This window comes from Halalkalibacter oceani (assembly GCF_040544555.1).
In the GTDB taxonomy this organism is placed as follows: Bacteria; Bacillota; Bacilli; order Bacillales; family Bacillaceae_D; genus Halalkalibacter; species Halalkalibacter oceani.
The window spans coordinates 17,951-38,391 of record NZ_JBEPKD010000013.1 but is presented as its reverse complement, the minus strand read 5'-3'; the positions used below and the strand labels follow the sequence as shown (position 1 = coordinate 38,391).

Here is a 20,441-nt window from a genome sequence, read left to right as displayed (position 1 = left end):
TTACTGACCTTATATAGAAGGAGGAAGGCACGGTGAGATATGTTACTCTTGTCCAATTATTTGACCATCCGATTACGCAAAAATTTGTAAAACGTTCCGGCATGGCTCATGCTGTTGCTTGTGCTTACCATGCTTTTCGCTTGGCGAAAGTGCACCATGTTGATCCCGATATGGCAACAAAAGCGGCCTTTCTTCATGATATCGGCCACTACACATGGTATCGGGACGGCCAATGGGATTATCAATTATATAAGGAATATGATATTCATGCGATCAAAGGGGCGGAACGGGCGCATAAACTGCTGATCCGCCTCGGAGAACATCCGCGCATTGCAAAAGAAATTGCCCTGGCAATTCTGCTTCATACCGATTCCTACTTGCCTGAGGGAGAGCTTGAGCTGAAGCCGCTTCAATATGTAGTCGCACTTGCCGACGAAGCGGACGAGGAGCCGGGAGGAGAGCATCATTACCGCACGATTTCAGACGAACGGGCCCGCCACCTTCTCGGCGAACTAGATAAAAAAGTAGAAGGTGACATATAAGCGGCGTGGAACGGAAAAAGCCGCCGCTCTCCCCCGAATGCAGCTGAACCTGAAAGGATTCCCCACGCTTATCTGCTTCCTGCCAAATGACAATTGCGGTTTTCTATTGACGAATACCAGAGCTTCATGCTACATTTAGTCCAACACAACTGGATACCCGAAAAGGGGAGTAGCGACCAACTGGTCAATGAGTCGTCATGACAGTGGAATTCCACTCGGTTCATTGAGCTTTCTGGCATGATCTTTTCATGTTCATAAAGTACGCAAGACCTTTTTATGAGAGCAGCGATTTACGGGCAGACTCTCATAAAAGGGTCTTTTTTTGTGGTGTTTAAAGAAAAAGGAGGCAGCTTCAATGGTTTTTGTCTGGTTTATTTTAGCGGCGGTTGTGACGGTGATCGCTGCTGTGAAACTTTCTACTTACGCCGATACAATCGGGGAAAAGACGTCCCTCGGCGGGATGCTTGTCGGCACGATTCTTCTCGCTGGCGCCACCTCTCTTCCTGAAGTAACAACGAGCGTATCGGCGATTATTCTCGACAGTCCCGATATTGCTGTCGGAAATGTTTTTGGAAGCAATATGTTTAATTTATTAATTTTAGCCAGCTTTGATTTATATTACCGCAAACAGCAAATCTTCGCTTCCGCGGACCGGTCTCATTTTTATACGGCAAGTTTAGGCCTTTTGTTGGCGATTGCGGCCCTTTTGGCATTGACGCTTCGCCTGCCCTATGACTTTCTCGGCATCGGGCTTGATACATGGGTGCTAATGATGATTTACGGAGCAGGGCTCTGGCTGATCTCTTATTTATCGAAAAAGCAGCAGGCCGCGCCCCAGCAAATCGAGGAGGAAAAGGAATCGCCCTACAATCTGTCGGCCATTCCTTTAAAGCGGGCGATCATCGGCTTTATTATCGCCGCACTTGTCATCATGGGTGCCGGCACCCTTCTTACTATCAGCGGGGATCAGATTGCTGTCATTACCGGGCTTGGAGCAAGCTTTGTCGGCAGCTTCCTAATTGCCGCAACGACTTCCCTTCCCGAAGCCGTGTCCGTTCTTGTCGCGCTGCAATTGCGCAACCATAACCTGGCGATTGGTTCGATTTTAGGAAGCAATTTGTTTAATATCTTGATCCTTGGTGCTTCAGATGTGTTTTACCGGAAAGGGACGATTATTAGCGCCGCTTCCGATGTCCATCAGATTACCGCAGCGGCAGTCGGAATCCTTTCCATTGTCGTTCTATATTCACTCGTTCGTAAGCCAAGAGAGTCAGCCTTCCGCTACGCTCTCCCTTCCTTAATCTTAATTGTTCTCTACTTCGTCTCCTCCTATCTGATTTTTATTCAATAGGACGAGAGCTTTAAGCAAAACTCATGACGGTTCCACTCATTGTTTAGGGCTGGGAAAAGGGTAAAACAACCTTTTTTCCCAGCCCTCTCTTTACTCGCGCAGCAAAATCAGATCTTCCATCATCTCATAGGTCATCCCGCCGTTAATCCGTTGGGTGATGATGCCATGCTCATCAATGACAATCGTCGTCGGGATGCCGATGATTTGATAAGCTTTCAGCACGTCTCCTTCTTCGTCAAGCAGCGGATCAAAATAGGCGCGGAAATGCTGGAGAAATGGTTTGATTTGTGACTTGTCCGTTTCCTGACTTGTCATGTTGACCGCCAAAAAAGCGACATTCTTTTCCTTCAGCCTTTTTTCCATCTCGACGATAATCGGCATTTCTTCCTGGCATGGATGACACCATGTCGCAAAGAAGTTGAGCACGACCGGCTGGCCGCGATAATCGTCGAGCGCGACCTGCTTCCCTGTTAAAGTCGGCAATTCAAAGGAAAGCGCTTCTTGTCCAATTTGCGCCCCTGTTGTCACCTGGGCGGCCACTGCTTCCTCCACCTGCTGAAAGACCGTTGTTGATTGACTATACATAAAGCCGACTCCGCACAGTATGAGAATTAGAATGCTCCGATAAAAGGTTTGCCGTTTTTTATTGTTCATCCCATTCGCCTCTTCCCAGTAAAAATTGCTATAATGTAACCTATGTCCATCATGTCATAATCATGCAAAAGGAGGAGAAAAATCAATGACCAAACTACAGCTGGCTCAAGCCGTTGCCGTTATCGCCCTCGTTATTTTCGTCGTCATTTCCTATCAGCAGGATAACCGCAATGATTTGATCTTCTTTCCATTAGTCGGCCTCAACCTGATCCTTTGGATAATGCGCCTGCGTGAACGACGTCAGCAGCGTGATGCTGACCAAGCGTAATCGCATTAACAATTTCCTTAGCAGCGTACGGCTTTTTCCGTTTCTGTGCCGATTGGATCATTCTCTCTTTCACCCGCTGATTGGTTAAAATAAGGGCAGTCTGTTCAGAGATCTGGCGGCGCGTAAACGCTCTAAGCGCCAACCCCCACTCAACCACAATATTCGCATTCTGCTCTTCATGCCCCGGAATCGGCTCGTAAAGAACAAGTGGAGTTTCACAAGCAAGCGCCTCGCTGAGTGTCAGCCCGCCTGCTTTCGTGATCATAACGTCACTGATTGCCATATACGAAACAAAATGAGCCGTATACGGAATAATGCGTACCTCATGTTTAGAGGCAGCGGGGTTGATTTTCCGCGCCGCCTGCTCGTTGCGGCCAGTCATACACAATATGGTCAGCTGCTTATCGATACATTCCAGTTCTTCCAGAATGGTTTCGTAGCTAGAAATGCCGAAGCCCCCTCCCGCCACGAGAACCGTCGCGCGATCAGGAGGAACATTCTGCTTTTCCCGAAACAGAGCTGCCTCCATCGCAGTCGGCGGCTCTGTCGGAAATGGAATTCCACTAACTTGAAACAACGCGGGCGACAGACCGTTCTGAATCGCAAATCGCGGAGCCTGTTCATCGATCGTGAAATAACGGTTCACCTGTTTATGTAGATAGGCGCGGTGCAGTTGAAAATCAGTCACCACACTGTATAAGGGAATGCTGCAATTCTGCTTTTCCTTCGCCAATGCCAGCAGCAGCGTTGCCAGCGGATGTGTTGATATAATAAAGGAAGGATTATCCCTGGCGATGAAACGCTCGACCTGTTTTGTAAAAAGACGGATCATTTTCTCATAGGAAACAAGCCATTTTGGCGACTGAAAATTTTCCGAAAAAAGCTTCCCCCATACTTCTGGACGATAGCGCAGCAGCCACGTATAAGACATACGGACACTGTGGTGGAGTAATGGATGAAGCCAATGCAGCGTATCAATCACCCTTACACGCGGAAAGCCCCGTGCTTCAAGTTCCTTCCGCAATGCAAGCGCCGCCTGATCATGCCCTTTCCCAATCGAAGCGGTAAACACAACTGGAGCTCCTGACATCGATAGCACCTCTTTCTGTAATATGCGCCTTACTTATAAAGTATGGAAAAGAAATGCGTAATTATTCAACCGTCCTTTTGTTATGTTTCCGTAAAGGATTGGTGAAAGGACAGACATTATATGATAAAGTAGAAATCATGCAATGGTGAAAGGATGAACAAGAATGAAAACCGTTTTCTCTGGAATTCAACCGAGTGGTACATTAACGCTTGGGAATTATCTTGGCGCAATGAAGCATTTTGTCGAGATGCAGGATGACTATCACTGTTACTTTTGTATTGTCGACCAGCACGCGATTACAGTACCGCAGGATCGCTTGAAGCTGCGCGAAAACATTCGCAGTTTAGCCGCGCTTTACCTGGCAGCAGGAATTGACCCCGACAAATCAACGCTCTTTATTCAGTCGGAAGTACCTGCCCATGCCCAGCTCGGCTGGATTATGCAATGTGTCTCCTACATAGGTGAGCTGGAACGAATGACGCAATTTAAAGATAAATCAGCCGGCAAGGAAGCCGTTTCTGCCGCGCTCCTGACCTATCCGCCATTGATGGCCGCCGATATTCTGCTTTATGACACGGATATTGTCCCAGTTGGCGAGGATCAAAAGCAGCATCTGGAGCTGACGCGCGACCTGGCCGAGCGTTTCAATAAGAAATATAATGATATCTTTACGGTTCCTGAAGTGAAAATTCCAAAAGTCGGCGCCCGGATTATGTCGCTGACAGAACCGGAAAAGAAAATGAGCAAATCAAGCCCGAATCCGAAGAGCTTTATCTCCATGCTCGATGACGAAGCGACGATCACGAAGAAAATCAAAAGCGCCGTCACCGATACGGAAGGCGGCATCTACGTTGACAAAGAAAACAAACCGGCCGTCACGAATCTGATTTCAATTTATTCCCTTTGCTCAGGACTTACCGTTGAGGAGATTGTCGAGCGTTATCGCGATAAAGGATATGGAGACTTTAAAACGGATTTGGCTGAAGTCGTTGTCGAAGCGCTGCGGCCGATCCAGCAGCGTTATTACGAATTGATTCAATCGGAAGAGCTCGATACGATCTTAGACCACGGGGCAGAAAAAGCCAACGAAAAAGCGAACCGGATGATTAAAAAAGCAGAAAAAGCAATCGGCCTAGGCCGGAAAAGATGAGAAAAACGATTGTTCGCATGATTTTCTGAAGATGGCACTTTACATTGGGTAGCCCCAGTCTTTATTTGTGGAGAAGCAAAAAGCGGACATCTTCCAGGAGGACGGGCATGTTGAAATACTCCGACGTAGCCGGTTCGTTCAACGCCCGCCTGCGGAAAGCGTGCCCCCATCACGGTAGCGAGGTCAAAGAGCCGAACCCTGATTACGAAACAAAAAAGAGGCTGGAAAAAGGTTGTTTTTACCTTTTTCCAGCCTCTAAGCAATGAGCGGAACCGCCACGGACTTGTGGCGTGTGAAGCCATTGCCAGTAGGTTCAAAGCTAGTTTTGTCTCAAGCTCCCTCTTTAATACCCGTTATTCTTTTTCCAGATTTTCCCGACAAAAAAGGAAAGTCCTAACGTTCCAACGAGTAAAACGACTGTAAGGATTTGCATGACTGTATGAGCAAAAGTATCCGTGTTCATTTCTATCCCTCCTATGTACAGATGTTCTTCCTTCCCATTATAGGAGAGTGGTGTGGAATTGTAAATGGAGGTCGTAAAAATGTCAACGCTTGCTCACAATCTGCATTATTTTACGCTTTCCCCATGCTCAAGCTCCCAGAGCTTCTCGAAAAATGCCTGTCCGCGGACCATCGCTTCACATAGTTGATGATGCTTGCTTGTCCACCCCGGGCGAATCTCATCATAAAGCTGCTGCCACGCTTCTTCTCTTTCAAGCATCTGAATCCGCATATAATCACGCGGGTTCCATTCCGTATACCAATAGCGCACCTCGGCATCAGTCCCCGTCGTATAAAGCTGATCGAGCGCCATATAGAGCAGCTGCTTTAATTGACGTTCCTTGCGGGTCAATCCTTTCAGCTCGGCGGGATCCGGAGAAAGCATATGGTATTCCTTTTTCCCGATTTCATGCTCAATATCAAACTCTTTCATTTCATGCTGCTGCAATAGCTCATACACCGTTTGTTCCTGCCGCGGAGTCAGGCGGCTTTTGCGAATCGGTGTTTTATATCCCATCGTATCGACCGCGATCACTTTCTCGCCGTCTGTCGCCACAAAGCAATAATCAAGCTGCAGCCGTGACATGTTTTTTCGTAAATAGCTTTGCTGGTAAACCTCTGCCAGCAATTCATCAGGCAGTTCATCTAAATAATTTTCAAGATAATCAAATAGGCGGGCACTTACGAAAACAAGCTTCGCCTGATCCAGTACCTCGATCTTGTCTTCACTGCGCCATTCATGAAACTCACAAACGTTGTAGCCATTTTCTTCGCCTTCGAACCAGTTGACCCATACGTCTCGAATATGGACCATACTAAAGCCCCCCCTTACTTCTGAATCAATTTGGTATCCACAGTATAGGCAGACTGGAACCAGTTTATTCCACAAGCTGCTAATTCCTGAGAATAATTTATTTCGGAGGGCGACGACGTTTACGGGAAGAGGGGAACATGAGGGCACCTATCGTTAAAGCGACTCCGGCCAAAAAGAGATAAAGTTCAATTCGATTGACAAGAAAAGCGAGATACATCGTAAAATGATAGCCTGTCGTCAACAAATTTAAATACGCAAGTATGCTGACACCGCCGCCAACCGCCAGCAAAATACCGGTAAGCACAAAAAATAGCCGAATCAACTTAATCACCTCCCCTGCTCTTCTTTATCGTTCATGAAACTCCGATTTTGCCAGCAGTTCCTCCGCTGGACAAGGTAACAGCTTGCTCGTGGTCGCTTCTTCATCCCACGCCGTCGCAACAAGCCGGAAGCCAAAATAATAACCAAGCCAAAGTGGAATACCGCTTCGCTTGTCACCATATAAATAACGGTAATGAAGCTTTCTGTTTGGCAAATCAAGATGTGGCTTCAGCCATTTCTCGAACCATTCCATGCTCCATGACCGGTCGTAATATCTTGTCCATACTGCCGTGCGCCCCGAACCGAACTCTTCTTTCACTGCATGTTCGGCCAGCCCTTCCATGACGATCGACTCTAATAATGTAATCTCCTGTTCCGTCACTTTTGTATGACTCAGCCGGCAGCAATGATGATATTCATGAGTCAGCAAAACCCGCAGCTCTTCTTCTTCAATCGCCGGATGAATAAAGAGAATAACCGCTTCTGGTAATGTCAGCCCCATTTTTCCCCCGAGCTGGTCCTGCAAAAAACGATTGCGCTCCTCAATCGGCAGCAAATAAATTTTCACCTCGGGTCCCGTCCACTTTCGCTGCAACGCTCGGTATTGCTCCGCGACAATCCGCCATGGCTCCTCACGCTCCAGCCATTGGGAAGAAAGAGGCTGATCCGGCTGAAGCAGGCCGGCTTGCAGCAAATGATCCTGCAGCGCATGAACATCCTTTGTCTGAAAGACATCACAAAGCGGCTTGATTAGCGTTTTCCGGGCGACATCGACCTTTTCTGTTACGCTATCCGCCTTCTTCCACTGCTCAGCATACATCCGCAGCCATCTATCCGTTCGCACCACACCCATGCTTTTCCCTCCTCTAAATTACTATATGAGAAAAAATGATAATATGAACCTTCATCTGTCCAGGTTCATCATCAATTCATGGTTTTCACGTTTTGGCGATTATGTAAAAATAAGAAGAGGAGGAGGGGATCTCGATGGCTACGGGAAGAGAACAACAGCTCGCCACCTATTACCGCTTTACGGACGAGCTTAACGAAACGTGCCGGAAAACAAACGATTTAGCGGCCCATCTCGGGATTGAAACGAGGTATATCGAATGCTCATTGTATAGAGAACAGCTCGAACAGCTTGCAGAGATTCAAACCTATTTTCGAAAAGTGGGCATGAGCGCGGCGCAAACGACAGATAGCGAAATTTTGATGATGGCTCTCAGCCATTTCCACCAGTTTGTCAAGCATATTGAAAGTGAATAAGAAAGAAGCGGGGGCTTGCATCTTGAACAAAGTCAAGCTGTGACGAATAAGATGTAGGAAAATCGTGCGCAGAGTGGGTGAAAACATGGACGACAAATTCCAACGCGGTCTTTTGTTTGTCATGACAATTTTTATCGTTATCAGCTTCCTGCTTGACTTAGGAAATGGCGAACCGAGTGACGTCCCTGCCAGTCCTTTAATCGTCTTTAATTCTTAACTAACATAAGGAGGGGTTTTATATGTTTCCAAATGGCTCACCACCTCCTTATCGCAATCCGTATCTTTACGGTCAGGGGCAGCAGCAAAATCAGCAAGGGCCCCCGCCGAATCAATTCAATCAAAAAAAACAACAGCAAGCTAAAGCAAAGAACCTGGCATCACGGCTTACTCCAAATGAAATCGCTGTGATTATCGCCTTGTTAACCGATGCTCTTCACGTGCAGTCCATTCTTGTTGACAGAGATCAAACCGTTCAAGTCCTGCTTGAAGGCTCATTGCGAAAAAGATCCGAGCTCGATAAGCTTATTGATCAAGTCCGTGATGTTCCTGTCGGCGACTTTTTATCCTCTTTATTAAATAATCCGCCTCGAAAATAACAGCCAGGTTTGCTTCGATGATCTACGGGCAAACCTGGCTGATGATGGTTGTTCATTATTTTTCTTAAGCGCCACTATTTCCTGCCGTGCGCCTTTTTTTAAGCGATCTAGCGCCAAGCATGTTCAGTAACGGCGCGTAATCCGTTTCGGTTCCGATTTTCTCTCCCCCGTAATAGACGGCGTCATATTCCTGATAGAGCTGTCTCAGCATACTTTGCAGCTCCGCCTGCTCACGTCTTTCAGCGTCACTTTCCCCTTTTTGGTCTTCCGTCAGTCTGGAGATGATTCTGTCAATATAGTCCTTCGCCGTCTCCACCTTTTGACGTTTCAAGCCGTTTTTTCTCCCCCACTTATGGACTTTGGCATATGTCCAATAAACCGAATGAAGATAATAACGCCGGATACCGGCGCGCCATCTCCGTTTTAGCCTGCGCCCTAACGCCTGTAAGGAGCTGAGCAGCCTGCTCCATAAGGAAATGCGGGTAACGCGCAGCTTGCGTGGCTTGATCCCTTTTGGCGGCTGCCAGCCTTTCAAAAATCTGGCGACAACGATGAGAGCGAGGATCGCGACCACGCTGCCGAGGCCAATGACAATCCAGTGGATCGGAATGTTGAACGGCGCTTCCTCCATCGCTTCTTCAGGAAGCAGTGGCATCTCATTGTTCTCCGCCAGCAGCATCTCGCCGCCCGTTTCGCCTGGCAGCAAACTGAGCAGCCAGTGGAGCCATTTAAGCGCCAGAGCACCAGCCGCCGTCAGCCAGCCCCAGCCCGTGAGAGCAAGCGCATAAAGTCCGTTGCGAATGATCGGCAAAAATAACACAAAGCATAGCAGGGTGATGGAAAGCACAAATAACGAAAGCACCCCATGAAACCAGCGGGACTGGCCAACCGTCCTCACCTCTACCTCCTGTCCGGCCGACTGCGTATCGCTTTGTAATGTTGTCACCATTCCGAGCAAGCTGAGAAAAATGCTGGCGAGAAACAGAAGATGAAACGTTTCGGTCGCCCACCCGTTATAGGTGAAAATCCAGGCAAACATCACATAAAAGATAATATTCCCTTCAAAGCGCCGGAGCATATGGGCCCGCTTCGGTTCAAAAAAGACGAAGCTGCCACTGCGAACATAGAGAAAAAGAAGGGCGAGGCTCAGCGAAATCCCAAGAACCCAACCACCTTGCGGCACGGCCGCCAGCCAGTTTTGCCAAAGAATGAAAAGCAAAAGCGGCAGCTGAATCGCGATCACAGCGATGTAATGAACTCTGCCGGCAAGCCCTTTTGTCATAGCGTAGCCGAGGATTGCCGCGCCGAGCCACCAGGAGACCTGGAAGGAAGCGACACTTCCCCACTCGATACTCGTGAACAGGACGATCAAGTAATAAATCCATACCGCCTCACTAAGCAGCACGATCAATGATTTTCCGATGGATGTAAACAGCTGCATCGCTATCCTCCTTTCCTCGCCGGCTGCTGCACATACTCATCAAACGGCTTAGCAAGCCGGGTGAGCCTTTGTGAATATTCGCTCTCTTTGCTATAAAAGAACTGCACATCCGCCAGCCGGTTCTTTTCCTGTTCGTACCATTGATAATGCTCCTTCGTCACCGTTCCGCAAAAAAGAAATAGCGGCACCGAACGGGGCAATTCATAGCGCAGCTTCTGCAAAAAGTCTTTCTTTCTCATTTGGATGCGCGCTTCCATTTTTGCCAGTTGATCGAGGAAGCTTGTCAATTGAGCGTTTGGCTGTAGAGAAGCGAGCGGCTGTCCTTTGTAATCAAGCGCATTTGTGATAAATCCGATCATGATCCCCTGCTTTTCATAAACCGCGGCGAACGAGGCGATAATCGACAAATAGTTCTCAAATGCTTCTTGCTTTTGCAGCTCATATTTCTTTTGCTCACTCGGATCCTCATACGCCTCGGGCTGTACTAGAAAAGCTTGTACATCAATGGCGATCATCAGCTGCTCCGTCACAACAGGCTGATAAATATTGGACTGCAGCTTCCCTGTACGGGCGCTTGCCTTCCAGTTAAACTTCCGCCATTCGTCGCCCGGCTCATAGTCCCGAATCCCGGCGATCAGCAGCGGATCTTCCAGAAAGCCGCCCTGCTTCCCATTCATCCCCCATTGCAAGGATGGGCGAAAGGCAGGTGGCCGAACAGAACGCAAAGCTGGATAAATAAACAGCACCTGCCCGACTGGAAACGGCTTCTCCTGTTCTGAAAAGCGAAATCCGTCTCCCGATCTGAGCGTGACGTCCTGACATTCATACACACCGCGCCGCTGCGCCTTCCCTTCAATCGTCCACTCAATCCGCTGATACCATAACAGCCACAAAAAGCGCACGACATATGTACGTTGCTGTTTCCCCCAGCTGACAAGTCTGCTGCCAGCCAGTTCACATTCAAGCCATACTAATGGCAACCATTTATTGTTTGTGAGCGATGCGTCAATATGAAATTCCTCTTCGGCAAAGACGCGCGACGTCGAGAATGTCAGCTGTGGCTCCAGTCCTGTCAGCGCTTTCTTCTTCCACCAGATCATACAGAAGGAAAGCAGCAGCAAAAAAGTAGAGACAGCGATCAATGGCAAAAAGCGGAACCAAATCGCCAGCGCCAGCAAAGCCAGCAGCACCCAGCTCGCTTTCGCTTCAAACAGCACGCTCGTTTCCTTTACGGAAAACTCCTCTTCTTTGGTGGGAGGAGTCGTTTCCGTACGCTCGGCCTGGCTCATGTCCGGATCACCTGTTCCTCAGGAATAGCAACCTCTTTCAATAATTCCTCCAAAATGTCATCCTGCTTACGGTCGTTCATGCGGGCTTCGGTTGTCAGAATGAGACGATGATTCCAGACTGGCACGATCAAAGCTTTCACATCATCAAGCGTGACATAGCGGCGTCCGTGAAGAAAAGCCCATGTCTTCGCTGCTTTATATAGCGCTTTACTCGCCCGCGGGCTGACGCCGACTGATACAAGCGGATGCTGCCGGGTTTTTTGAGCAAGAGCCGTAATATATTCGCGTATCGCTTCATGCACCTCGACCTGGCGGCAAGCAAGCTGCAAGCCAGCAATCTCCTCCGGGCTGAAAACGCTGTTGATCTCGGCAAACGGAACTTCATCTCCGACCTGTGCCAGCATTTGCTCTTCTTCCTCCGCTGACGGATAGCCTAACGTCAGCTTCATTAAAAAACGGTCAAGCTGCGCCTCAGGTAATGGGAACGTCCCCTCCATATCAACCGGATTTTGCGTCGCCAATACGATAAACGGAGCCGGGAGAGGATGGGTTACCCCTTCTATCGTTACTTGCTTTTCCTCCATGCTTTCCAGCAAGCTGGACTGCGTCCGCGGTAATGAGCGGTTAATCTCGTCAACGAGCAGAATATTGGTAAAAACCGGACCTTTGCGCAAATAAAATTCATTTGTCTTCGGATTAAAAATCGACCCTCCGACAATATCCGACGGCAACAGATCCGGGGTACATTGGATACGGGTAAACTGACAATCAAGACCTTTCGCAAACGCCTTGACCATCGTCGTCTTTCCGGTTCCCGGCATATCTTCAATTAACACATGTCCTTCCGTCAGCAGAGCTGTCAGCATAAGCCGACACTCCCTGCTCCGGCCAATGACGACCTTTGCGACTTCCTGCCAGAGCAGTTCCAGCCTCTGCTCTGAAAAATCACGCTCTCCCATCTGTTTTTCCTCCTCATCTCTTCATTCTATTTATTGTATCATTTCGACAACACGCGAGTCACTTTTTATCGAAATTTCTGACTTTTGCTCTCCTCTATGTAAATTGTTTCTTCCTTTTGCCTTATTGTGAAACCAGACGCTTCTTTTCTCGTATATAATAAAAGAATACAACGTTGTTTTTACCGTATCGTTGCTTCACACTTATTATATGGAGGGGTTGCCCATGTTTCGCTTTTTTAACCGGGTTCGGACGGTTGTATCCTCTGAACTGAACGCTTTGCTCAATAAAGCTGAGGATCCAGGAAAAATGCTTGACCAGTTTATCCTCGATATGGAAAAAGACATTGCCGAGGTTGAAGCCGCCGTCGCCAAACAAATCGCTAATGAAAAGCTGCTCAGCAAACAATATACCGAAGCGGCAGAACTCGTCGCCAAGCGTGAGGAACAGGCCGTTACAGCACTTGAGTCCGGTGATGAAAGCCTGGCAAGAAGAGTGCTGGAGGATAAGAATAAACAGAAATCCCACGCCGATTCGCTCAAGCAGGCAGTCGATGAAGCTGCGAAACTATCGGAAGAGCTGAAAGACAAACTCCGCGAAATGAGAGATGAGCTCCGCGAAATGAACATGAAGAAAGATTCGTTGAAGGCGCGTTCCGAAAGCGCCAAAGCGCGCGCCAAAGTCAACCGGACGATGTCCGGCATCGGCACTGGGGCGAAGAGCGGTTTTGACCGGATGGAAGAAAAAGTGATCCGCCATGAAGCCGAAGCTGAAGCGTCCGAAGAATTGCGCAGCGCCAACAAAACGCTGGATGATGAACTGGCGGCTCTCGATACAAAGAGCTCTGTTGATGATGAACTCGCCGCGCTGAAAGCGAAATTAAATAATAAAAACTAACGAAGAAGGGGCTGGGAACAAGGTTGTTTTTCCCTTTTCCCAGCCAATGAATGAAATCGCACGAGCTTGTGGCGTCGGAACACAAGACTACTCCTTGTCAGCTAATTGCTCAATTTTAAAGATATTTGTAATGCCTGTGCGGTCGGTTAATAGTGTGATGGAAACCAAATCACCTTCTGATAAATCAGAAAGCGGGATAGCATTATCCTGCCGATAGATACTCACTTCTTCCCATATATCATAGTGAAATTCACCCCGATATTTCTCATCATTGAGGGATATCCCATCAACCATTAAAGATTTCTCGCCAACTTCTTTTACCTCTGCATAGAATGTCTGGATATCAGAATGTGCCAGCACCCACACGTCTTCTTCGTAATCTTTATAGGCATTCACATATCCCGCAAAATAGCTAATCAAGATACCAATAAGTAAAACGATGATCGTCATACCAATTGCGACTTTATTTGGAGGAACCATTGAAGTACGCTTGCCCTCGGTCGCTGCTAAAGCCTTATTAATATGCCGTTTATAGACTTGAAAATAGACAGCAACGGTAGCGGCTACTATCATTAGGATTGCAACCAGCGCGAGAAAATAAATAGGAAAACCCATGTCATTGCCTCCTCTATATTCCGAAATTCTCTTTAAATATGTAATAATAGCTTCTTGTTACATCAACCTGTTTACCATTCGTCATTGTAAGGATAAACTTCGACGAAAGAGTTGGGGTAATGCGTTTAACCTTATTTCTTGCAATGACAACAGAGTTACTAATCCGCAAAAATTTTGTCGGATCAAGCAAGCTGACAATTCGGTATAACCGGTCGGTAGCTTGATATAGTGCTTCTTGCGTTTGTACCTCAACTGCATGACCGAACGATTCAATACAAACAATATCCTCTACCGGTAAAATGATCCGCGAATTTGTTCCTTTTTCTCTCACAGTCAGATTATCAATGAAGCTGTTAGCCTCACTTAATACCAGGTCGGCCGTATCATCTATTTCAATTCCTCGCTCCTCGAGTGCGTATTTGATTTCATCATAACGTTCCTTACTAATGTCAAGTTTGATTTTCAACTGGCAGCCTCCTTTCGTTCCTCGTAATAGCCCTGTTTCAAAAAGTAGTTTAGCAATCGAAATTTCGTCTTTCAATATAAGAGGAATACTTTACCGATATAGCCACATAGATTGCACATCTTGGTGGTAGTAAATAAAAAATCGAACTTCCAAATATTAGAAAGTTCGATTTTCGTATTATATCTTGACTTTGTTTCAAGCGGAGACAGATGCCTAAAACTTTCTGCCTCCTCCTCGGGAACCGAAGCCTGAACCGCCGCCTCTTGATCCGAAGCTTGAACCGCCACCGCGCGAGCCGCCACCGAAGCCGCTGCCCCCGCCTCTTGAACCACCACCGAAGCCGCCAAATCCTCCTCCGCCTCCGGAATTATGGCGGTTCCGCTGCGCTGCCGCTCTCGCCGCCTGCTGTGCTGCTCTTCTTTGCCTTTCACGGGCGATCCGGCGTTCTTCCTCTCTCATTTCTTCGACGATCCGCCTGCCAATCGCCACCTCGCTCAGCGCCTCGGCATACTGGCCGTCGTTGATATACTGGATAATCAGCCCTTCACACGCCCGGAACCGGTTCTGATACGCCCCCGTGCCAAAGCCAATTCCGAGACGGCGATCAGCCTGCTGATACGCTGATTTCAGCTCCTGCCATTCCCGTTCTGCTCGTTGTTTATCGCGAAGCAATGTTTGCAGCAATTCATCCAGCTGCTCCATCCGCTGCTGTTCCTCTGCAAATTGCCCGGCAACGAGCGTTACATCAAGCGGCTTTTGCTCGACATCGACCTGCAAATGTTCAATCCCCTGCCGCAGTTGCTCAAAGGAATAGCGCTGAACCGGAAGCCGGTGTCGGGTCGCCATCTCCTCCATGCCGCTCAGCCTTTTCTTCAAGGAAGCAATGGAGTCGGTAAGACGAATCCGCTGCTCTTCAAGTCCTTCGTAGGCTGTAAAGCAGTCGGCATGCAGCTGTTCAATTAATTGAAACATCTCGAGCAGATGATTCATTTCGGCTCGTCCTTGCTTATACTGCTGCTCATCTGGATCGATCAGCTTGGCGATCAAAGGCAGCTTTTCTTCAATAAGGCTTATCAATTCCTGCATCCGTGAAAAGCGCTCCTGCAAATAATGCCAATGATGCTCGGCATAGGATGAGCGAAGCTGCTCCAGCTCTCGCTCAAATGCCCGCTCAAGATTTTGAAACGGCAAAATCCCGTCGGTTATTTTTCGATGATCGATAGCGGTTTGATCGCGATAGGTAACAAGCGTTTCAACCCGCCGCTTCGCCTCCCCGGCCAAATCACTTATTCTTGCCTGCTCTGCTTTGGCGTGACTGACCCGGCCTTCCGCCACCGATTCGGAGAAAGTAACAAATCGTTCGCGCGCCTCATCGAGCAACGCATATGGATCTTCATCTGCTAATTTGAGGTTTTCCCGCGCGGTATAGTGACGAATCTCTTCTTCCGTTTGATCAATGTCAGCGGTCATCGTCTCTTTGCTCGTCAGCAACGCTTCGAGCGTCGCCAAATCAGAGGCGATTTCCTGCCATTTCGGCTTCAGGTTCGGCAGCAGCTCACTGGCAGCGGCAAAATCAAACGCATCATCAAGCTGAACGGCCTGATTAAGAAGAAGCAGAGCTTGATCGATGTGCTGCTTCATCGCCGGAAAGGCAAGCTCTGTTTCCTGCTGCAGTTGTTCCAGCTTCGTCTCAGCCTGTGTTGCTGCCTCCTGTAAGGCTTTGATTTCCCGCGATGTTTCAAGCTCCTTTGCCGTTAACTGTTCAAGCTCGTCTTTCAGCCCGGCTAACATCGTTTCCTGTTCTTTACTTCCTTTTTCAAAGCGTGAAGCTTCCTGTTCCAGCTTTCCTAAGCTCGTCGTCTTGCCCTGTTTGCCGGAGAAGATCGCAAACGAGCCAATCTGTTTAAAAGCAATGGCATATTTCCGTTTCTTTACCGACTCTTTCATAGCAGTCAACGTTTGCTCCTGCTCTTTAGCATTTGTCAATAAAATAGACAATTGCTCATGAAGCTCCTGAAACTGCTGCTTCGTCAAGCCTTTGCTGATCTCACTGCGCTCCAATGATTGCTGATAAGGCTCAAGCACGTTAGACAACAGCCCTTTTTGCCGCTGAACGAGCGCCTCTAGCCGTTTGGCGACCTTCTTTACCTGACCGAGCAAATAGACGATTCGCGCCGCTAACACGGCTAAAATCAAGAATGCTAACAGGAGAAGCGGACTAGTAGAATTCGGATTTTCCGGTGCGACCGGCGCAGACGGGACCGCTGCCAAGTCTTCGGCTGAACTGTCCTCTGCATCCGGCACTACACTGCCAAGCTCTTCGACTTTCAGAACGAGGTCAGCAATTCCATCGCCAAAGCGGCCATCGCCCGCGGCCTGGACGAAGGTCTCGTCTAGTAATCTCCCGAACGGATCCGAATTTGACAGCTGGGCAATCGCCTGATCAATCGCCGTGCCGGGACCGACATTCATATGAATTTCACTTTCCTCGACAGCTATCAGGATCGCGGCGTCAAACCCATCGCCCTTTACGTCCTCAAAAAGAGTCTCGGAGGCTTCCCCAATTGATTCTCCGCTCAAACTTGGTATGGTCCTGACATAATAATCAAATTCCGTTTCATTGTATTCTGTTTCCAGCTTTTCAACCTCTTCAGCTGAGAAAAACTCCCCTTGATCGTCAACCGTAACAGCAGCACTGACACTGGTCGGCAGCAAAAGCAACATCACCGCTGCCAGCGCGCCCAGCCATCGTTTCTCCTTCATCCGGTTCCCCTCTTTCCTCTCTCATCGTTTCACATATTCTCATTATACGTTAATAAAATAGAAAAAGTTTCAAGGATCATAGAAATGACGGCTTTCCTGCCTATCGTGGTGACCGCTGAGGCCGCTCGGCGAATTCCATCTTCCAGCTGTAATAATCATTTTCCTCATTTTTTTCATAGCGCAGGCGGGCGGAAAACGTCTGGCCTTTTTTGCTTTTCAGCCCTTTGACGACCGTGCTTCCCTGTTTGAGAAGCTGCTTGACCATTGTTTTGGTCGGCTTCTTTTTCATCGCTGCTAAATAGCGGTCATTTTTCCAGATGACAAATTTGCAGCCGTTTTTCCAATTGCTGCAGCCGAACCCTTTTTGCCCTTCTATCACGTTGTGTCCGCATACCGGACATGGGCCGAGTACTTCATTGTTCCGCTGCTGCCTCTTCACTTCGCGCAGCAGTACTTCCTGCTCCTGCTTAATCGTGTTGACGGATTTCGTCGTAAACGAATAAATAAACGAGAGGAACTGATCTTTCCCGACCTTTTGCTTTTCAATATCGCTGAGCGCCTTTTCCAGCCTGCCGGTAAATTCAAGATCAAACAGCTCCTGTACCGGGAATGTTTCAACGAGCTTTCTGCCAAGCTCCGTACATTGTAAATTCTTTTGCTCGGCTGTAATGTAGCCGATATCCTTCAACTTCTTGATTGTTTCCGCGCGCGTTGCCGGCGTGCCAATGCTGTAGCCGCTTAAAATTGTGGCCATCAGCTCTTCGGATTTCTCTTCCTCCTGTCCTTTGCCGCAAGTTTCCATCACATGAAGCAACGTTTTCTCCGTATGGGGACGCGGCGGCTTCGTCACGTGGGAATGGACCTCTTTCTCCGCCAGGCTGACCGTTTCCCCCTTTGTCACGAATGGGAGCAGCACTTCCTTTGTCGCGATCTGCTCGACCTTTTTCCATCCTTCCACAAGCTGGACCCTGCCTGTTGTATGAAACAGCCCTTTAATCAGGGCACCATTCACCTTCGTCGTCAGCTTCGTTTCTTCATGAACCGCAGGCGGCATAAATTGCATAATAAAGCGGTTTTTGATCGCCCGATAAACAAGCTCCTCATCCTTTGTCAGCCGCTTCGGCAAGAGGTAAGTCGGAATGATCGCGCTATGGCTGTCAACGCGCGCGCTATCGAAAATCCGTTTTGTCTTCTTAAAAACAACTTCATCCTCGTACGGCAACTCTTTTTTGACTAGCTCCAGCACTTTACGGGCCCGGCCCACTAAGCTGTCATCGAGCACGACACTGGCCGTCCGCGGATAGGTAATTGATTTTTTCTCATAGAGAGACTGGGCGACCTTTAATACTTTGTCGGCAGTCCAGCCTTTGTATTTGCTGGTGATATGTCCTTGCAGGTTTGAAAGGTTGAACAAATACGGCGGAAAGCTTCTTTTTTCCTCGACCTGCTTATCGACGACGATCGCTTCATCAGAGAGGGAGGCGGCGATCTGTTCAAGCTGCTCTTTCTCCTTGAATTTCTCGTTTCCTTCCTCCGCATATACGCCTTCATACTGCTCGCCGTTCTCCGTTTGGAACAAAGCGGACAACGTGTAATACCGCTCCGGCACGAACGTTTCAATCGCTTTATCACGATCATAGATCAGCTTTAACGTCGGCATCAGCACCCGGCCGATATTGAGCGGGCTTCCGCTCCCTTTTTGATATTTCAACGTCGTGACCGTCGTCAGATTAATCCCGATCACCCAGTCAGCCCACTGCCTGCTGACGCCCGCGTCCTGCAGCGGCTTCATCTCCTCGTTGGATTTGATGCCAGCGAGTCCTTTCACGACAGCATCGGGCGTCCATTCATTTAACAGGAGACGGTACACCGGCTTGGTGACATTGCTCGTCTGAATAATCGTGTCGCCGATGATCTGTCCTTCGCGGTCATAGTCGCATGCCGAAATAATCCCGTCGACATCCGGACGCGAAAACAAACTACGGATCAGCTTAAGCTGCTTTTTCGCGTTTAGATCCTCCTTGCCCTTTTTCCGCGCATCGCCTTTCACCTTGTAACGGAACTGCTCGGGAATAAAAGGAAAATGGTCGAGCTTCCATTTCGCCAGCCGTTCGTCATAATCTTTCACATCATATAATTGGAGCAGATGGCCGAACGCCCAGGTGATCACATATTGCGGCCCTTCATAATAGCCATCCTTTTTTCCTTTTATTTGTAAGGCATCCGCTATGTTTTTCGCAACGGATGGTTTTTCTGCAATAATTACTTTTTTCACGACGATCCTCCTTGCTTCCTCATCACTTTCATTATATCTTATAAGAGCATGCTTTTACGTTAAAAGATCTTGTCGTTCAACATGCTGCTATGTAACGAATCCTGTTTACGTGTGAGGATAACCTGACGAAAAAGGAGAAACAACATGGTTACTATTAAAAAAACGCCCCCCTTATCGGCGTACACGACGTTTAGCCGGGCAGAGTGGGCGAAGCTTTCCAAAGGTAAAACGGATCATCTTCTTTCCCCGCATGAGCGGATGGAGCTTGAAGGCATTTATGATACAATTTCCGCTGAAGAGGTATCTGAGATTTACCTTCCATTGTCACAGCTCCTCTATTTACATATGACCCAATCGGTTAGCCTTCACCAGCAGGTGAATACATTTTTGCAAAGCCGGACGAAAAAAGTTCCCTTTGTGATCGGTGTCGCCGGCAGCGTGTCCGTCGGCAAAAGCACAACGGCCAGGCTGATTCAGGCTCTCGCCTCGCGCTGGCCGAATCAACCGAAGGTCGAGCTTGTGACGACCGACGGCTTCCTCTATCCGAATGCCGTGCTGGAGGAAAGAGGGCTGATGAAGCGGAAGGGCTTTCCTGAAAGCTATGATATTAAGCGCTTAATTCATTTTCTTTATCAATTGAAATCTGGCTGCGCTTACATTGAAGCACCGCTTTATTCTCACTTGAGCTATGATGTGCTGGAGGATCAAGTGCAGAAAATTGAAGAGCCGGATGTCGTGATCGTCGAAGGAATCAATGTGCTGCAAGTAAATAAGAAAGACCGGCGGATGCCGCAGGTTTTCGTCTCTGATTTCTTCGACTTTTCGATCTATGTCGACGCCGAGGAAGGTGATATTCTGTCCTGGTACATTGAACGGTTTAAGCTTTTGCGCAATACGGCCTTTCAAAACCCCGAGTCGTTTTTTCACCGCTACCGTCATTTATCGGACAGGGAAGCGGTCGAGTTTGCGACAGATGTCTGGCATACGATTAACGGGATAAACCTGGAGAAAAACATTCGTCCGACGCGGCACCGCGCCGACCTGATTCTAAAAAAAGAAGCCGGCCATCGCGTCTCCGAAATCCGGCTGAAAAAGATGTAGTTTTGTCCGCAAAGGCTGACGTTCACCTTCGCGGACAAAACCGAAGCAATGAGCGAAGTCGCTGCATTTTTTAAAGCCTGGAGA

21 protein-coding genes are annotated in these 20,441 nt (G+C 48.4%); 9 read left to right on the top strand and 12 right to left on the bottom strand.

Translation table 11 applies throughout. The features are described 5' to 3' along the window. The first annotated feature begins 32 nt into the window (after positions 1-32). Positions 33-542 carry an HD domain-containing protein gene (locus ABMB67_RS14315; protein WP_251224924.1) on the top strand — a complete coding sequence of 170 codons (510 nt, stop codon included), beginning with the start codon at positions 33-35 and terminating at the stop codon, positions 540-542. A gap of 355 nt (positions 543-897) precedes the next feature. Beyond that, positions 898-1,893 (top strand): sodium:calcium antiporter, encoded by a 996-nt coding sequence (locus tag ABMB67_RS14310; protein WP_251224923.1) that lies wholly within the window; start codon positions 898-900, stop codon positions 1,891-1,893. 90 nt (positions 1,894-1,983) lie between these two features. On the opposite strand, the gene ABMB67_RS14305 is transcribed toward ABMB67_RS14310, so the two are convergent. Next, a complete protein-coding gene (locus ABMB67_RS14305) occupies positions 1,984-2,547 on the bottom strand; it encodes a TlpA disulfide reductase family protein (RefSeq protein WP_354572482.1) in 564 nt (187 codons plus the stop codon). A gap of 85 nt (positions 2,548-2,632) precedes the next feature. Here ABMB67_RS14305 and ABMB67_RS14300 point away from each other — a divergent pair, with 85 nt between their 5' ends. Then, positions 2,633-2,815, top strand: a complete 183-nt coding sequence (locus tag ABMB67_RS14300; protein WP_251224921.1) for a hypothetical protein — start codon at positions 2,633-2,635, stop codon at positions 2,813-2,815. Here the strand turns inward: ABMB67_RS14300 and ABMB67_RS14295 are convergent. Next, positions 2,748-3,905: an MGDG synthase family glycosyltransferase gene (locus ABMB67_RS14295; RefSeq protein WP_354572481.1), complete on the bottom strand. Its 1,158-nt coding sequence runs from the start codon at positions 3,903-3,905 to the stop codon at positions 2,748-2,750. The two genes, ABMB67_RS14300 and ABMB67_RS14295, sit on opposite strands and share 68 nt — an antisense overlap. A gap of 163 nt (positions 3,906-4,068) precedes the next feature. Here ABMB67_RS14295 and trpS point away from each other — a divergent pair, with 163 nt between their 5' ends. Beyond that, complete coding sequence (gene trpS / locus ABMB67_RS14290; RefSeq protein ID WP_354572480.1) at positions 4,069-5,055, top strand: tryptophan--tRNA ligase; 987 nt, start codon at positions 4,069-4,071, stop codon at positions 5,053-5,055. Positions 5,056-5,623: 568 nt separating this feature from the next. Here the strand turns inward: trpS and ABMB67_RS14285 are convergent. From ABMB67_RS14285 to ABMB67_RS14275, 3 genes are all read right to left on the bottom strand, one after another. Continuing rightward, the gene (locus tag ABMB67_RS14285; protein ID WP_251224917.1) at positions 5,624-6,370 is read right to left on the bottom strand and encodes a YjbA family protein; all 747 of its coding nucleotides are present in this window, start codon (positions 6,368-6,370) and stop codon (positions 5,624-5,626) included. 97 nt (positions 6,371-6,467) lie between these two features. Further along, positions 6,468-6,692, bottom strand: a complete 225-nt coding sequence (locus tag ABMB67_RS14280; protein WP_251224916.1) for a YuzI family membrane protein — start codon at positions 6,690-6,692, stop codon at positions 6,468-6,470. Between the two features lie 24 nt (positions 6,693-6,716). After that, positions 6,717-7,544 (bottom strand): DUF2268 domain-containing putative Zn-dependent protease, encoded by an 828-nt coding sequence (locus tag ABMB67_RS14275; protein WP_251224915.1) that lies wholly within the window; start codon positions 7,542-7,544, stop codon positions 6,717-6,719. 134 nt (positions 7,545-7,678) lie between these two features. On the opposite strand from ABMB67_RS14275, the gene ABMB67_RS14270 reads away from it, so the two are divergent. The 3 genes from ABMB67_RS14270 (at position 7,679) to ABMB67_RS14260 (ending at position 8,553) form a co-directional block, all read left to right on the top strand. Next, the gene (locus tag ABMB67_RS14270) at positions 7,679-7,957 is read left to right on the top strand and encodes a hypothetical protein (RefSeq protein WP_251224914.1); all 279 of its coding nucleotides are present in this window, start codon (positions 7,679-7,681) and stop codon (positions 7,955-7,957) included. Positions 7,958-8,042: 85 nt separating this feature from the next. Further along, the gene (locus ABMB67_RS14265; protein ID WP_285890624.1) at positions 8,043-8,174 is read left to right on the top strand and encodes a hypothetical protein; all 132 of its coding nucleotides are present in this window, start codon (positions 8,043-8,045) and stop codon (positions 8,172-8,174) included. A gap of 22 nt (positions 8,175-8,196) precedes the next feature. Next, positions 8,197-8,553, top strand: a complete 357-nt coding sequence (locus tag ABMB67_RS14260; protein WP_251224913.1) for a hypothetical protein — start codon at positions 8,197-8,199, stop codon at positions 8,551-8,553. 64 nt (positions 8,554-8,617) lie between these two features. Here ABMB67_RS14260 and ABMB67_RS14255 read toward each other — a convergent pair whose 3' ends face one another. From ABMB67_RS14255 to ABMB67_RS14245, 3 genes are read right to left on the bottom strand one after another with little or no spacing between them, the layout of a single operon-like run. Then, positions 8,618-9,994, bottom strand: a complete 1,377-nt coding sequence (locus ABMB67_RS14255) for a hypothetical protein (RefSeq protein ID WP_251224912.1) — start codon at positions 9,992-9,994, stop codon at positions 8,618-8,620. Between the two features lie 2 nt (positions 9,995-9,996). Continuing rightward, entirely contained in the window at positions 9,997-11,283 is a 1,287-nt protein-coding gene (locus ABMB67_RS14250; protein ID WP_354572479.1) for a DUF58 domain-containing protein, read from the bottom strand. Further along, positions 11,280-12,242 carry an AAA family ATPase gene (locus ABMB67_RS14245; protein ID WP_251224910.1) on the bottom strand — a complete coding sequence of 321 codons (963 nt, stop codon included), beginning with the start codon at positions 12,240-12,242 and terminating at the stop codon, positions 11,280-11,282. The genes ABMB67_RS14250 and ABMB67_RS14245 overlap by 4 nt, the downstream gene beginning before the upstream one ends. Before the next feature lie 223 nt (positions 12,243-12,465). Between ABMB67_RS14245 and ABMB67_RS14240 the strand changes: the two genes are divergently transcribed. Continuing rightward, a complete protein-coding gene (locus ABMB67_RS14240; protein WP_354572478.1) occupies positions 12,466-13,137 on the top strand; it encodes a PspA/IM30 family protein in 672 nt (223 codons plus the stop codon). Between the two features lie 87 nt (positions 13,138-13,224). On the opposite strand, the gene ABMB67_RS14235 is transcribed toward ABMB67_RS14240, so the two are convergent. The 4 genes from ABMB67_RS14235 to ABMB67_RS14220 form a co-directional block, all read right to left on the bottom strand. Beyond that, on the bottom strand, positions 13,225-13,752 hold the full coding sequence (locus ABMB67_RS14235; protein ID WP_251224908.1) for a hypothetical protein: 528 nt from the start codon (positions 13,750-13,752) through the stop codon (positions 13,225-13,227). Positions 13,753-13,765: 13 nt separating this feature from the next. After that, the gene (locus ABMB67_RS14230) at positions 13,766-14,218 is read right to left on the bottom strand and encodes a LytTR family DNA-binding domain-containing protein (protein WP_251224907.1); all 453 of its coding nucleotides are present in this window, start codon (positions 14,216-14,218) and stop codon (positions 13,766-13,768) included. 213 nt (positions 14,219-14,431) lie between these two features. Next, a complete protein-coding gene (locus ABMB67_RS14225; protein WP_354572477.1) occupies positions 14,432-16,981 on the bottom strand; it encodes a septation ring formation regulator EzrA in 2,550 nt (849 codons plus the stop codon). Between the two features lie 100 nt (positions 16,982-17,081). Next, complete coding sequence (locus tag ABMB67_RS14220) at positions 17,082-19,256, bottom strand: type IA DNA topoisomerase (protein WP_354572476.1); 2,175 nt, start codon at positions 19,254-19,256, stop codon at positions 17,082-17,084. A gap of 144 nt (positions 19,257-19,400) precedes the next feature. On the opposite strand from ABMB67_RS14220, the gene coaA reads away from it, so the two are divergent. Next, entirely contained in the window at positions 19,401-20,357 is a 957-nt protein-coding gene (coaA, locus tag ABMB67_RS14215; RefSeq protein WP_251224904.1) for a type I pantothenate kinase, read from the top strand. The last annotated feature ends 84 nt before the right edge of the window (positions 20,358-20,441 follow it).

What these genes read in the sequence shown, in the direction of transcription:
- ABMB67_RS14310 (WP_251224923.1), top strand. Translation starts at nt 898, where the DNA reads ATGGTTTTTGTCTGGTTTATTTTAGCGGCGGTTGTGACGGTGATCGCT.
- ABMB67_RS14305 (WP_354572482.1), bottom strand. Translation starts at nt 2,547, where the DNA reads ATGAACAATAAAAAACGGCAAACCTTTTATCGGAGCATTCTAATTCTC.
- ABMB67_RS14300 (WP_251224921.1), top strand. Translation starts at nt 2,633, where the DNA reads ATGACCAAACTACAGCTGGCTCAAGCCGTTGCCGTTATCGCCCTCGTT.
- ABMB67_RS14295 (WP_354572481.1), bottom strand. Translation starts at nt 3,905, where the DNA reads ATGTCAGGAGCTCCAGTTGTGTTTACCGCTTCGATTGGGAAAGGGCAT.
- trpS (WP_354572480.1), top strand. Translation starts at nt 4,069, where the DNA reads ATGAAAACCGTTTTCTCTGGAATTCAACCGAGTGGTACATTAACGCTT.
- ABMB67_RS14285 (WP_251224917.1), bottom strand. Translation starts at nt 6,370, where the DNA reads ATGGTCCATATTCGAGACGTATGGGTCAACTGGTTCGAAGGCGAAGAA.
- ABMB67_RS14275 (WP_251224915.1), bottom strand. Translation starts at nt 7,544, where the DNA reads ATGGGTGTGGTGCGAACGGATAGATGGCTGCGGATGTATGCTGAGCAG.
- ABMB67_RS14270 (WP_251224914.1), top strand. Translation starts at nt 7,679, where the DNA reads ATGGCTACGGGAAGAGAACAACAGCTCGCCACCTATTACCGCTTTACG.
- ABMB67_RS14265 (WP_285890624.1), top strand. Translation starts at nt 8,043, where the DNA reads ATGGACGACAAATTCCAACGCGGTCTTTTGTTTGTCATGACAATTTTT.
- ABMB67_RS14260 (WP_251224913.1), top strand. Translation starts at nt 8,197, where the DNA reads ATGTTTCCAAATGGCTCACCACCTCCTTATCGCAATCCGTATCTTTAC.
- ABMB67_RS14255 (WP_251224912.1), bottom strand. Translation starts at nt 9,994, where the DNA reads ATGCAGCTGTTTACATCCATCGGAAAATCATTGATCGTGCTGCTTAGT.
- ABMB67_RS14250 (WP_354572479.1), bottom strand. Translation starts at nt 11,283, where the DNA reads ATGAGCCAGGCCGAGCGTACGGAAACGACTCCTCCCACCAAAGAAGAG.
- ABMB67_RS14245 (WP_251224910.1), bottom strand. Translation starts at nt 12,242, where the DNA reads ATGGGAGAGCGTGATTTTTCAGAGCAGAGGCTGGAACTGCTCTGGCAG.
- ABMB67_RS14240 (WP_354572478.1), top strand. Translation starts at nt 12,466, where the DNA reads ATGTTTCGCTTTTTTAACCGGGTTCGGACGGTTGTATCCTCTGAACTG.
- ABMB67_RS14235 (WP_251224908.1), bottom strand. Translation starts at nt 13,752, where the DNA reads ATGGGTTTTCCTATTTATTTTCTCGCGCTGGTTGCAATCCTAATGATA.
- ABMB67_RS14225 (WP_354572477.1), bottom strand. Translation starts at nt 16,981, where the DNA reads ATGAAGGAGAAACGATGGCTGGGCGCGCTGGCAGCGGTGATGTTGCTT.
- coaA (WP_251224904.1), top strand. Translation starts at nt 19,401, where the DNA reads ATGGTTACTATTAAAAAAACGCCCCCCTTATCGGCGTACACGACGTTT.